Genomic DNA, 12,954 nt, shown 5'->3' on the forward strand with positions numbered 1-12,954 from the left:
CGGAAGCTCGGCGGCGCGCTATACCTCTGGCGAAGAAGCGGCACTCATCACTCGTTCCGGCACCAGATGGTTTGCACCAGAGCTGCCGGTCACCGGTACTCCCTCCTGGCCTATTGTGTTGAAAAACCCGGTTTGAACACTACAAAAAAAGAACTGCCCAAGTTGTAACGGCTTAATCGGTTTTTCGGCGCCGCTTGATTACATCAGCAACTCGACCACTCGAATGCCTCAAGCAGGCATTTCTTGTGCCTTTTTATCGCTTGGCACCAGCCACTTTGCCATTCGTCGTAAATTCTGCGCAGTCGCCGCCAGCAGGAACTCGTCTTGTGCCCCCGAGAGTCCTCGCAGTCGCAAACGATCCAGCTTCAAGATGCATTTAAGGTGAGCAAATAACATCTCAACCTTCTTTCGATCGCAGCGTGATTGCCGGTACTCAGGCGTTGCGGCGATGGACCTAGCCACATTCCGCTCGGCTTCATGGATGCTGCGAGCGATTTTACGGGTTGGCGTGTTAGGACAGCATTGGTCTTTCTGCGGACAGGTGCTGCAATCAGACTGGCTGGATCGGTAGATAATCGTGTCCGCTTTGGTGATGCGTGTGCGTGGGTTTTTGAATGCACGCCTGTCGCTGCGTAACGCATGCCCTTCTGGGCAACGGTACTCGTTTGCCTGTTCATCCCAAGTGAAGTCACCGATTGAGAAGGTCCCGTCCTTGCGCTCGGTTTTATCCCAAACGGGAACGTGCGGCGCTATGCCTTTTTCGTGAACCATCCAGCCGAGCATGGGGCCCGTGCCATAGGCCGTATCGCCCACCAAACGGCGAGGTTTAAGATCGAAGCGCTGGGCAACTCGGCCTACCATAGTCTTGGCCGACTCTACCTCTTGGGTTCGATAGGCTGGCGTGGCTTTCACATCCACAATGATGCCCGCTTGTAGGTCTATCAGATAGTTGGTCGAGTAAGCATAGAAAGCCGGACCGCCTGGGGCTGCCGTCCAGCGCGCGGCCGGATCGGTCAGTGAAATATTCTTCGGAGGTGTCGTCGACTCTGTCGAAGCGGGAATGTTGTCATCGGTGGGGTTGTTTTCTTCCAACGCTTCGAGGTATTCGCGTACGGCACGGCTCTGTCGGTCGCTTTGATGCCAGTCGGTGACTTCAGTGCCTGGTATACCACGTGCTCGGTTGGCGTCGGCTTTGATGACGCTGGCGTCAATGGCGAACCCTTCACCCGCCACAAGGCCTTCGGTCATGCACCGGCGCAAGACGAACTCGAACACGTGCCGTAGCGCCTCACTATCGCGAAATCGACCGTGTCGATTCTTGGAGAAGGTGGAGTGGTCGGGCACCGCATCGTCGAGCTCCAGCCGACAGAACCAACGATATGCCAGGTTCAGGTGAACCTCTTCGCACAGCCGACGTTCAGAGCGTATACCCAAGCAGTAACTCACGATCAGCATACGCACCATCAGTTCCGGATCAATCGATGGCCGACCAGTGTGACTATAAAAAGGGGCGAGATGCTTGCGCAAATCACCCAGGTCAAAAAAGCGATCAATGCCACGCAACAAGTGGGACCGGGGCACGTGATCATCAAGATTGAAGGAATAAAAAAGCTTCTCCTGCAAGCCAGTTTGTTGACCCATCATCGCGGCACCCTCCCGTTTATCGACTAAACGTTAGGATATACAAAACGCGTGCATTTCGGGGAGTTTTTCAACACAATAGACCCACAGCGGAACTTCATACACACTAATAATATAGAGAGCGAAGTGTAGAGAGCGAAGTGGACTGAAGCATCCGTTGCCCGCCGCCCCTCACACGAGAGGCGGCGGGCCGCTTTAGCTTTAGTTTACCTTGATGTCGATCCGACGCGGTTGGGCATGCTCGGCCTTCGGAATGCGTAGGTTCAGCACGCCATGCTTGAGCTCGGCGGACACCTTGCTGGTATCAAGTTCCTTGGATAGTGTAAAGACCCTCCGGAAGCGTGGCAGGCCTACCTCGACATAAGTCGCCTCCATGCTTTCCAGCATTGGAATGCTCACGTCGCCCTCAATCGTCAGGGTGCCAGCTTCTACCTGCAGTTTTAGCCCGTCTTTGGGGACGCCGGGTAAATCGGCACGCAGTGTAATACCGGTGCTGTCTTCGATCACGTCTACCGGCGGCATCAGGGCCTCGTCGCTGCGCTGAGCCGCTTCGGCACGCGTCCTCGCGGCATGCGAAGCCTGTTCGTTTCTGGTAATTGCGGTTGTATCGTTCATGATTGACTCTCCGATATCATTGCACGGTAATGCGGCGGGGTTGGGCCGATTCCTGACGCTTCATGTGGATGTGCAGCACGCCGTCTTGATAGTCGGCGGATACAGTACTGGGGTCCACATCGTCGGAGACGCTCACCACCCGCCGGAACCGGCCACCGAAACGCTCGTTGATGTGTACGGTGGCTTTATCATCGTCCCGGGCAGGAATCTCTAGGTTTCGTTCGCCGGCAATAGTTAGCAGACCACGGTCCAGAGTCACTTCCATAGTGGCCGGATCAAGACCGGGTGCAAAGGCATAGACCTCCACTGATTGTGGCGTTCCGCCTACGTTTAACGCGGGAAAGCTACCGCGACCAATGCCGCGGATGCTGGGTGACAGGTCAAACGCGTCCTGCATCTCGCGTTGCAGGCGATCTAACTCCGCGAATACGTCGCGGGCAAACAAGGGTCGGTACATAAGACTCTCCTTTCTTACGGTTGAACCAAGCGCCACGGCGTGCGCCGTGGCGCTTCCGCTTATTATTTTAGGGTTGATCCCGGATATTTCAAGGGTCTTCCCTTTCCCGTGACAACCCCAATTTGCACTTGATTTGCTACACGCAAGCGCCGCGCGACACATTCGCATTGATGTCGATCACCTCTCCCAGAACCGTCGGTAATTGTGGGCAAGGTTGGGTCGCAAAGCACCGCAGGAAAATGGTGGTTGGCGCCATTGGTCGTCGTCAACTGCAAGTGGCCCAGGCCCGGTATTGCAGCTGCCTCTCCTCACTTCGATACAGGAAGGCGACGCGGTGGCAGCGTGTTTGTTTTGGGCACTATCACCGTCAACACACCATCGCGATAGGAGACTTCGGCTTGATTTTGATCAACATCCTGAGGTAAAGAGATGCTGCGCTCGAAATGCCCGTACGCCCGCTCCATAAGGTGGTATCGCCGGCCTTCCTGCCCAACGCTCGACCGTTTTTCACCACGGACGCGCAGGATATTCTCGTGGATGTCGACGACCAGTTCGTCCTCAGCAATGCCGGGAATTTCCAGGCGAATCACGACCGATAGCGCGGTCTCCCATGTCTCCGCAGCGAGCAGACTCCATTGAGGAAATTCCTGCGCCGAGTCGTTCTTTCCCGCGCCTTCGGTGCTGAAATGAGTCAGCGAACCGCTGCCGCGTGTGAGCAGCTCTCGCCAGCCCTCCGTCAGTTTTTCCCAAGCCTGTTCTATTAGGTTCTTAAAGGGTTCCATGGTATTCGTCCCTAATGATCTGAACCCGTAACCGCAAATACCTTTCCATCTGAAGCACTATCTGCACGATGATATTGTTACAAATTCTTTTTGAGGTGTCCATCTGGCGACAGTTCGTGTGCGCGTTCACTACTGGCAAAAAACCTCATTCAACTATGCTGAGCCGCTCACTACGCAATCACCGCGTTGTGCTTCGTCGACCGGTTGAATCCAAGGCCGAACACGGCCCTTCACATCAGCCTCAAGTCTAGACCAGAACTAACAGATATGCCCATGACGTCATGTTTCATCATCAAAGCGCCCCTTCATGTTACTTGTCGATGCCCTCTGTGCGGCAACGTATCATTTTCTCGAATTCTTCTTATTTTTACAAAATTTGTTGATATTCTTGTTTTCGCAAATTGTTCTATTCACCGAAAACGCTCAACCTTTGTTAAGAGTATTACTCCGCACGGCCAAAAATTTTCGGCGTCGAAAGTGAAGCGGATATTATGCAAAAGCATTATGCCACTAGTGAGTGCAGCCGGTTTTCCCCAGGGCGCAATAGCGGTCGGGCCCGTTGTTGTGGATACTGGCATCGAAGGGCGTGAGAAACTGACGGAGGCCTCGTATTGGGAGTAAGGTACAGAGTAGAGGCCTTGATTGCCCGGCATTTCGGCCTGTGCCGCCAGCGGGAACCAGAACCTTATGAAGACTCTCCACTTAGCACTGCGGCCAGTCCTTGTCGCGGTCGCGTGCGCGTCGATTGCCGCCTGCGCGGATAATCCACCCCGGCAAACCGATCTGGGGCATCGGAGCCGGCTATCTTCCACGACGCGAGACGCGAACAGCACTCCTGGTTCTTCGGGTCAGCGTTTGACCATACAGTCCGGCGAGGGGGAAAGGTTGAATCTTCCCTGGTTCATCCGGGATACACAAGACTGGATCAACAGCAACTGATCCCGACAGGATTCACTAGTGGTGAGCGACGGCTTCTGGCCCGATTTCAGCCATGTCTAGATAATGCTAGCGTACCATCGGCAGTCTAGTTGCCCGATTGGTATGGGAGGGCTGAATATCTCTTATTACTACGTTCGCGGCACAAGAACAAAATTCCAAATTGAATGACGCGTCGACACCAAATTGAATTACGTATTTTAGCTAACCCATTGATTTCACAGGAGAGATTATTTCAATTCGGATGAACTTCGACAACTGTCGAACTTCATTCAATTTAAAATTGCGGAAAAGCCCTATGGCTAAGCTCGGTGCGGGTTCTGAGCGATTTTCGGTGTTGAGGTGCTTTTTGGGATTATAAAATCTTGTCGTTTCCCGGATTAAATGATGATATCGCTGTTTGGGCATTGCAAAAGTTGGCGTCAATATTTACTTTCGACCCATAGCAGCCTCTGGGGAACAGGAAAAAGCGGGCGCTCATCGTCGACCTCAATGCCGAGATAGCGAACCGTGCTTTCCAGCTTCGTATGCCCGAGCAGCAGTTGTACTGCCCGAAGATTCTTTGTCCGGCGGTAGACCAGCGCAGCTTTTGTGCGGCGCATAGTGTGGGTACCATATGCGGTATCGTCGAGACCAATCGATGCGACCCAGCGATACACTATCGGGCGTACTGCCGCGTCGACAGATGCGGCGACGTATGCAACCGGCTCGGAAACAGAAAATCTGCCGCCTTCAGTCCTCGCGCTTCGATCCAGGCTTCGAGGCTCTCACGGGTCTGCTCCGTGATCTCGAATTGGACCGGCCGCTGAGTCTTTTGCTGCATGACGGAGGCTCTCGCGGTCACGTGGCTCCCGTAACTTTAGTGCGTTTGATGTCGAGCTAACTGGCCATTGGTTTCCGAAAGAGAAACGACCCGACAGTGAGGATGTTGATCCTGAGCGCCTTTGATTTGCGTCGGGTGAGCCGGACTGAGCGTAACGTACATTGGCATTCAGCCGCTGACAGGGACGACCATCCCGTTACTTGACTCTCGAGGCCATCCCATTCATTCATCGATGCCGGCATACACCGACAAGAATTTGCGCATTCGGAATATAGCCAGCTCGGGCTTAATCAGAGCCCCGCACTGATCGGCCAGCTGGAACAACTCGGTGTAATGCAGCGCTGAGCGCGCCGACTGCATCCCTCCAAGTAGGGTGAAGTGCTCCTGATGACCGTTCAGCCAAGCCAGAAACACGACACCAGCCTTGTAATACTGCGTCGGCGCGCGAAACATTGCCCTGGATAGTGCAACCGTGGGTTTGAGGATCTCGGTGTAGTGCGCCGTGTTGCCTTCAGCGAGCGCTATCAGTGCCGATGCAGCGACGGGAGCGATGGGATCAAAAATGCCCAACAAAGCCTCGGAATGGCCCTCGTCATCACCGGCAATAAGCGTGCTGTAGTTAAAGTCATCACCGGTATACATCCGCACGCCAGGTGGAAGGCGCCTGCGCAGCGCCACTTCCCATTTGGCTTCCAGCAACGAGATCTTGATCCCCTCGACCTTGTCGACGTTGCTGCAGATGATGTCGACCACGGTGGCCATGGCGGTGGGCACGTCTGTCGAACCCCAATAGCCGGCCAGGTGGTGGTCAAATGCGTCGCCGAGCCAGTGCAGAATGACTTTGTCGCTAGCGCCCGAAAGCAATCTGCTATAGACGATTTTATAGTCGTCGGCGCTGCGGGCGCACGAGCATAACGCTCGGCTGGCCATCATGATGGCTTTGCCACCCGCTTTTTCGACGACCTCGAACTGCTCGATGTACGCTTGGGCGACTTGCTCGAGTGTAACGGATTGGCCGGGAGCCAACTGGTCCGTGCCGACTCCGCAACGCAAGTCCGCGCCTTCAACGGTTCTAGCGTGTGCAATGCTTCGGCGTATGAGCTCCGCCGACTCGCTCCAGCCCAGGCCCATCCCGCGCTGCGCGGTATCCATGGCTTCGGCGACCTTGAAGCCGAGACTCCACAGATACTCGCGAAAGGCCATGGTTGCATCCCAGTCTACACCGGCGGTTTCATCCCAGGGGTTCGCGGGTTTGGTTGGATCGGCCACTACGTGGGCGGCCGCGAAGGCGATGCGGTTGAATTTCGTATGCGGGGCCGGCGTGTAAGGGGCGGCGGAATGCCGAAGGGTATAGGACCCCAGCCCACCGTCTGGCCTTGGTAATAGGATATGCATTTCAGTACCTCTTGAAGTTCGATGCGATTGGCCTGTGCTGTATCGATCGCCGACCGGTGAACGTTAGTGGCTTACAGCCTCTGTATGTGCATGCCACCGTCAGCATAAAAAACGCTGCCGGTACTGAATTCGAAATCTCCACTTGCCAAGCCGGCCACCACGCGCCCCACGTCCTCCGGTTCGCCCCATCGCTTGATAGGGCTGATGCCTTGGGCGATAAGTTCATCGTATAGGGCTGTAACGCCTTGGGTCATATCCGTGCGAATAATGCCCGGCCGCACTTCGAAGACGGCCACGTCGTATTCCGCCAGGCGCAGCGCGAACAGCTTGGTGGACATCGGGATAGCGGATTTCGAGATGCAGTACTCGGCGCGCGTGATCGAGGCCGAGATGGCGCTGATGGAAGACACATTCACGATACTGCGTGGATGATCCTGCTTGGGGAATTTAGAGAAATAACGGCCGGCCTGTTGAGTCAAGAAAAATGCGCCTTTCAGATTCACGGCAATCAGCTGATCGAAATTTTCTTCACTGACCTCCAGCATATCTCCTCTGCTAGGTGCACCGATGCCGGCATTGTTCACCAGGCAGTCCACTTTGCCGAAGCGCCGGCAGGCGTCCTCAAATGCCGGGCCGTGGCAACTCAGATCTGAAATATCCAACTCTTTGAATTCAACTCGCGCACCCAGGCTCTGCACAATTTCCCTGGTCTGACGCGCGTCGTCATCTATGACTTTGTCGCTTAGGTAAAGGTCGAAGCCCTTCTTTGCAAGAGACACCGATATGGCTTTACCTATGCCTCGCCGTGCCCCTGTTATGAATGCAACTGGTCTGCCCATTAGCTATTCCCTATACCTTCAAGTAACGATTAATCACGCCGGTGGGCTCATTGCAGTGCACGGGCTTGCTCGGCATTTTCTTAAGCAGGCAGGACACTAGACTTCCCTCAATGAACACGGATCGATATCAATACCCAGCCCCGGCGCGTCGGGCAGCACCACCGCGCCGTCGACCAGCGGGTAGCGGTCCGCAGGCACTTGATCGAACAACATCTGGTGCACGCAGTGGTATTCCACCGATTCCGTATTCGCAAGAGACGCCGCGACATGTAGATTGGCGGCGAAGCACACCGCCGATGTCGCGCTATGGAAGGACACGGGCCGGTGGAACGCGGCCGCCAGTGCGGCGATCCGCCGGGCCTCGCCAATGCCCCCGCACTGGTTGACATCGAGATGGACCACATCGATACCGCCCTCTACGATGAGATCCCGATATGAATCCAGCCCAAAAGCAACTTCATTGCCTGCGATCGGCACAGGGCTGCGCGCCGTCAGGCGACGCAACCCCGTCAAGTCTCCCGGCGCCAGCGGCGCCTCCAGGAACCATATGTCAAGGCGGTCGAGCGCGCGTGCCATGCGCAAGGCCGAGGAGCCGTCCAGCATATAGACTGCATCGACCATGAGGCGGATATCCGGCCCGATCGCCTCGCGCACAGCCGCGACACGCGCCATATCCTCGGCCAGGGACTTTCCGCCCACTTTCATTTTGACCGCACGAAAGCCGCGCCGCACGTAGCCGGCCATCTCGTCGGCGAGGCGGGCCGGCGTATTGTCTTCGCCGTACAAGCCGCCGCTGGCATAGACATCCACACGATCGCGGCAGGCCCCGAGCAAACGGTAGAGAGGCCGCCCGTGCCGCTTTCCCGTCAGATCCCAAAGCGCGGTTTCCACGGCGCCCAGCACGCTGAGTGCAAGCCCCGGCTTGGCCGAGACCCGGGTGCGGTCGAATCCTATTTGCCACAGGCGCTCCATGTCCTCGATGTCCGCGCCGCGGAACAGCGGGGCCATCTCGTCGCGGACAAATGCTGCCAGCACAGCGGGCGATAGCGCCTCGCACCACACTTCGCCGACCCCGATTTCTCCTCCCTCGGTGCGGACGAACACAAGAAATGTATTCTTCTCCCGCCATGTGGTGCGCGGGTTGCTCGGAGGTTTGTCAAAGGTTTTTGTACAAACCCGCGGGAGTAATTCTGCAATCCGTGTCACGATTCGGCCGTTAGTTAATTGAAATATTCATTTGGCGAATGCGTTTCGTCCACCGTTCCACCTCGCCGCGCACGAACTCGCGGTACTCTTGCGGTGTAGAAACGCTGGGCTGTAGGCCCTGTTTCAGCAGGGCGTCGCGCACGCCGGGATCATCCACCATCTTCTTCAAGACCGGAGCCAGCGCCCGGGTCACCTCTTCGGGGAGGCGATCCGGCCCGAACACGCCGAACCAGTTGAGCATTTCGTAGCCGGGCAGCCCGGCTTGGGCGATGGTGGGCAGATCGGGCTGGCCCGGGAATCGCTCCGGGCTTGTCACCGCCAAGGCGCGCAGCCTGCCGGCATGGATCAGTGGTGTGGATTCCACTGGGCCGGCCATCATATACTCCAGGCGGCCGGCCACCAGTTCCTGTATCGCCGCACCGCCGCCCTTGAACGGAATATGGACGGCGTCGAGGCCCGCCTCCAGATTGAATAGTGCGGTCGCGACATGGGCGGTCGAGCCGTTGCCCGCCGATCCGTAATTGAGCTTGCCCGGATTTTTCTTGATATAGGCAATCAACGACGGCACATCCGTCGCCGGTATCGAAGGATTGACCACCAGGATACTGGGGCCGCTGGCTATGGGAGCGACAGGAGTGAGATCCTTGACGGGGTCGTACGGCAAATTGCGATACAGTCCCGGCGCCAAGGCGAGGGTCGCATTAGTCCCCATAAGCAGCGTATAGCCGTCAGGCTTGGCTTTGGCAACGAAATCCGTCCCAATGGTTCCGCCCGCGCCGGGCTTGTTAAGAACCACCACCGTCACACCCAGCGACCGGCCCAGGCGGTCGGCAACCAGGCGCCCCAGGACATCCGTCCCGCCGCCGGCTCCGAACGGAACCACCAGATTGATCTGCTTGTCGGGATACGCGGCCTGTGCGACCGTCGTCGCCAGCAATCCCCCGACCAGAATCAACTTATTCAGTAAATGCCTCATAATTCCCCCATGCTTGCGCCAAGTCAGTCATTAAACCGAGCCAGTATAGGGATGCGCAGGGAAGCCGTCCAAGACCCCCGCGGTATGGGAGCCAGACGAGATTGATATAGGATCGATACAGCATGGAGCTGCGCCATCTACGATATTTCATAGCCGTTGCGGAAGAACGTAATTTCAGCCGCGCAGCCGTTCGGCTCAACATTGCGCAGCCGCCCTTGTCGCAGCAGATCCGGCGATTGGAGCGGGATCTGGGCTTCGATTTATTTATCCGCACGCCAAAAGGCGTCGTGCCGACGCGGGCGGGCGAGGTGCTGCTCAAACATGCGCGCATCGTTCTGGAATCATCCGCTGTCGCCATCGCCGCCGCGGAAGCGGCGCAACGGGGGGTTGTCGGACGCTTGACGATTGCGTTCTTCAATTCGGCCGCTTATACGATCCTGCCCAAACTGCTGAAAGCCTACCGCGCGGCCCAGCCGGGCGTTGAAGTCGAGGTGCGCGAGATGGTGATCGCCGATCAGATCGACGCCTTGATCGAGGGGCACATCGACGTAGGAATTCTGCGCCCGCCTGTCATGGACACGCGCGTGGACATGCTTCGCCTTACGCGGGAACCCTTCGTCGTGGCGCTTCCCGCCGACCACAAGCTCGCGGCGAAGCGGCGCCTGTCGCTCGCCGATGTCAGCAATCAGAGGCTGGTCAGCTATCCCTATGGACATCTGACCGGGTTCAGGGAGCGGACCGATGCCGCTTTCGTCGCCGCAGGCATCACCGCGACCACACTGTACGAGGCCACCCAGATCCACACGATCTGTGGGCTGGTTGCCAGCGGCGCGGCTATGGCGATCGTCCCGGCCAGCGCGCGGGTCCTTCGGATGGAGGGGCTGCGCTTCGTTCCACTGTCCGGTTCAGGCCTTGTCGCAGAGACTTGGCTGGGGTGGCGCAAGCAAAACAGCATAGTGCAGCTGAAGTCATTCGTTGATGTCGCGCAAAGCCTTATCGACAGGCCTTGAGCTCTCCGTGTGCGGAATACTCCAAGCAGTTTCCGATTCCGCCGGCGCGCTGTAACTTACACCGGAAGAGATGAATCCAAGGATTTGATCGAGGAGCGTCTGGGTGTCCACGGTGTTCGATGGCCTGTTCAGATCCCACCAATACATCACCGAGTTGGTCATGCCGAAGATGAGGCGCCCGAGTACGACGGGGTCGAAGAAGGGCGAGATCGAGCCTTCTTCAATCGCGCGAGTGATGATTTTGCTCACGGTCGCCTGAAGTTTCCGCCGCCGTTCCTGCGCCGAGCGCTCTGTCTGCGTGTTGCTTTTGATCATCGATAGCAGCAGGACCTCGCCTCTATGCAGTGCCGTCAATTCGATGACGCTCACCACGATCGCCCGAAGCTGGCCGATGGCGGGCATCTCTTCGAGCCGTGTATCGGCCAGAAGTTGTTCCAAGGGGTCCAGTATCAAGTCCATCGCCGCGGAGAGGATTTCCTCCTTGCCCGAGAAATGATGATAGACAGACGCCTTCGTTATTCCGACCCCGGAGGCGATGGCATCGACTGATGTCGCGTCGTAGCCATTGAGGGTGAAGAGGCGGACGGCCTCCTTGACGATGGCTGGCGCACGCACTGCGGTGGGCTGGCGTTTATGGTCTTTCATCATTTACTCCGTCTGGCGAATTCAGTAGACTTCGGTCGCATAGCGGACACCTCGTGGGTCTACCCTTTCTATACAGTCGATCTCTTCCGCAGTCGGTTCGGCAATGGCTCGCGAAAGTCCGCTCTCTTTAGTCGTCAACTGGAGTGTAAATTCTGTAGCGTCTTGCACCTTATCAAGTGTATCTCCGCTCCTGATGGATGATACTCGTAGCTCTTCTTCCTCCATGGTCATGATGGCCATCGGCGTGATGACATGCCGTAGGTTTCCTACGCCCGTGACGAAATCCACGCGAGGGGGGAACGTGCGTCGCAGATGGACCGGTTTCCAGGCATCCACCACACTGACCGTGCGCAAGATCATCGCGAGGCCGCCGCCGCCGGGCAGCCTCTTGTCCGGACCGTCGTCCATGCGGATAACACTGCTGTTGAGTGCCCCGTGTGCATCGATCTGCGCGGCGGATACAAAAATGTGGTCGACCTCCCCCCGACCAACGAGGTCGTATGCCTCCGCCATGGGGATGACATAGCTGCCTCTGTGGCCGGCAGGGGGATCCATCGTCGAATAGGGGAGGAAGTCCGGCCTGGGGTCAATGGTGTTGACGGCGCTCACAACGGTGAGATTCTTGCCCCACCGTCGCGCTGCGAAGATCGCGATCATGGGAAATACCGAGTCGGCGCCGAAAAGAACGATCCCGCTCTCCGGCAGTGCCCGCATCATGCTCGCGAGCAGGCGTTCGTGGGGGCGTGGCGACGTCATAGAACGACCTCCTTGGCGCACGGTCGTACCGTCCGGTTGATGGCGAGTCCGCGGTCGCAGGCTTCGGTCGAAGACAAATACGCGGGTAGATCGGATTCATCAAGGGCGAGGTACTCCACGATCGCGGGGTCGTCGGCGTCGTAGAGAGGGAAGAAGGGCGTGGGCCACGCTCCGCTGGGGCATTTCACGACGGCATGCACACGATAGGGTGCGACAAGCGTTCTGTGCGGCTCGTCTCGGAAGACCTCGTCGCTGACGAGCCGCTCCGTCGTAAGAATGACTTTCGCCGCCGACTGGGTGAGCAGGTGGTCCCAGAACGGTGGTGCGCCCAGCGGAAGCCTGCCGTTGCCTAGTTCGTCCGCTTCCGCGACATGAATGACCGCCCAGTCGGGACGAAGTCGACGCATGGCATATCCCACCGTTCCGGTGTATGGATCGGCTATCGACTTGAGGCCGGCATTTCCGGGGATATCGCTTCCTTCCAGTGCCGACGGCGGCAGCGGCATGAAAAGGGTGCCTTGTGCGCTGGCGCGCATTCCGGCTCCGATCGTTGGACACGTCTGCTCCTCATAATGCACTGTACCGAGCTCGACCTTGCGCCGGAAATTCGGCGCACCCCCATAGGGCCGCTCAAACCCAACCATTCCGGAAACTGTCGACGTTATCGCATTTGCGAGCGCCAGCAAGTCGGCGTCGTATGACGGCGAGGCTTTGATGAGGTGCAGGTTTGAACGATGCTGCCGCGCAAGTTCGCGAACGAACGCAGCGGGTACCCGCTGCAGAAAGCTTCCTCCGAAGGTGATCGAGCTCCCGTCCTGGATCAGCGCGGCCGCATCTTCAAGGCGCAGTACTTTATTTCCCATCTTTGCTTCC

13 protein-coding genes and 1 pseudogene are annotated in these 12,954 nt (G+C 57.6%); 2 read left to right on the plus strand and 12 right to left on the minus strand.

Annotation, left to right across the window (positions count from 1 at the left end; genetic code table 11):
* Positions 1 to 228: 228 nt before the first annotated feature.
* The 4 genes from EDC26_RS11800 to EDC26_RS11815 form a co-directional block, all read right to left on the minus strand.
* On the minus strand, positions 229 to 1,644 hold the full coding sequence (locus tag EDC26_RS11800; protein ID WP_132582810.1) for an IS1182 family transposase: 1,416 nt from the start codon (positions 1,642 to 1,644) through the stop codon (positions 229 to 231).
* 198 nt (positions 1,645 to 1,842) lie between these two features.
* Positions 1,843 to 2,256 (minus strand): Hsp20/alpha crystallin family protein, encoded by a 414-nt coding sequence (locus EDC26_RS11805; RefSeq protein ID WP_132582812.1) that lies wholly within the window; start codon positions 2,254 to 2,256, stop codon positions 1,843 to 1,845.
* 16 nt (positions 2,257 to 2,272) lie between these two features.
* Complete coding sequence (locus EDC26_RS11810) at positions 2,273 to 2,713, minus strand: Hsp20/alpha crystallin family protein (protein WP_132582814.1); 441 nt, start codon at positions 2,711 to 2,713, stop codon at positions 2,273 to 2,275.
* A gap of 308 nt (positions 2,714 to 3,021) precedes the next feature.
* On the minus strand, positions 3,022 to 3,495 hold the full coding sequence (locus EDC26_RS11815) for an Hsp20/alpha crystallin family protein (protein WP_132582816.1): 474 nt from the start codon (positions 3,493 to 3,495) through the stop codon (positions 3,022 to 3,024).
* A gap of 687 nt (positions 3,496 to 4,182) precedes the next feature.
* Between EDC26_RS11815 and EDC26_RS11820 the strand changes: the two genes are divergently transcribed.
* The gene (locus EDC26_RS11820; RefSeq protein ID WP_132582818.1) at positions 4,183 to 4,434 is read left to right on the plus strand and encodes a hypothetical protein; all 252 of its coding nucleotides are present in this window, start codon (positions 4,183 to 4,185) and stop codon (positions 4,432 to 4,434) included.
* A 419-nt stretch (positions 4,435 to 4,853) separates the two neighbouring features.
* Here the strand turns inward: EDC26_RS11820 and EDC26_RS11825 are convergent.
* The 5 genes and pseudogenes from EDC26_RS11825 to EDC26_RS11845 form a co-directional block, all read right to left on the minus strand.
* A pseudogene (locus EDC26_RS11825) lies at positions 4,854 to 5,287 on the minus strand (tyrosine-type recombinase/integrase); the annotation flags it as partial.
* A 189-nt stretch (positions 5,288 to 5,476) separates the two neighbouring features.
* Entirely contained in the window at positions 5,477 to 6,649 is a 1,173-nt protein-coding gene (locus EDC26_RS11830; RefSeq protein WP_132582820.1) for a dihydrodipicolinate synthase family protein, read from the minus strand.
* Between the two features lie 71 nt (positions 6,650 to 6,720).
* On the minus strand, positions 6,721 to 7,488 hold the full coding sequence (locus EDC26_RS11835; protein ID WP_132582822.1) for a 3-ketoacyl-ACP reductase: 768 nt from the start codon (positions 7,486 to 7,488) through the stop codon (positions 6,721 to 6,723).
* A gap of 96 nt (positions 7,489 to 7,584) precedes the next feature.
* Complete coding sequence (locus EDC26_RS11840) at positions 7,585 to 8,694, minus strand: mandelate racemase/muconate lactonizing enzyme family protein (RefSeq protein WP_165931013.1); 1,110 nt, start codon at positions 8,692 to 8,694, stop codon at positions 7,585 to 7,587.
* A gap of 10 nt (positions 8,695 to 8,704) precedes the next feature.
* Positions 8,705 to 9,670: a Bug family tripartite tricarboxylate transporter substrate binding protein gene (locus EDC26_RS11845; protein WP_132582826.1), complete on the minus strand. Its 966-nt coding sequence runs from the start codon at positions 9,668 to 9,670 to the stop codon at positions 8,705 to 8,707.
* Between the two features lie 122 nt (positions 9,671 to 9,792).
* On the opposite strand from EDC26_RS11845, the gene EDC26_RS11850 reads away from it, so the two are divergent.
* Positions 9,793 to 10,680, plus strand: coding sequence for a LysR family transcriptional regulator (locus EDC26_RS11850; RefSeq protein WP_132582828.1), 888 nt, complete (start codon positions 9,793 to 9,795; stop codon positions 10,678 to 10,680).
* Here the strand turns inward: EDC26_RS11850 and EDC26_RS11855 are convergent.
* From EDC26_RS11855 to EDC26_RS11865, 3 genes are read right to left on the minus strand one after another with little or no spacing between them, the layout of a single operon-like run.
* Positions 10,639 to 11,328, minus strand: a complete 690-nt coding sequence (locus tag EDC26_RS11855) for a TetR/AcrR family transcriptional regulator (protein WP_132582830.1) — start codon at positions 11,326 to 11,328, stop codon at positions 10,639 to 10,641. The two genes, EDC26_RS11850 and EDC26_RS11855, sit on opposite strands and share 42 nt — an antisense overlap.
* 18 nt (positions 11,329 to 11,346) lie before the next feature.
* Positions 11,347 to 12,081 carry a CoA-transferase gene (locus EDC26_RS11860; RefSeq protein WP_132582832.1) on the minus strand — a complete coding sequence of 245 codons (735 nt, stop codon included), beginning with the start codon at positions 12,079 to 12,081 and terminating at the stop codon, positions 11,347 to 11,349.
* Positions 12,078 to 12,944, minus strand: a complete 867-nt coding sequence (locus EDC26_RS11865) for a CoA transferase subunit A (RefSeq protein WP_132582834.1) — start codon at positions 12,942 to 12,944, stop codon at positions 12,078 to 12,080. Before EDC26_RS11865 ends, EDC26_RS11860 begins: the two co-directional genes overlap by 4 nt.
* Positions 12,945 to 12,954 lie beyond the last annotated feature (10 nt).

Origin of the sequence: Paralcaligenes ureilyticus, from assembly GCF_004346225.1 — a bacterium.
Lineage (GTDB): Bacteria > Pseudomonadota > Gammaproteobacteria > Burkholderiales > Burkholderiaceae_B > Paralcaligenes > Paralcaligenes ureilyticus.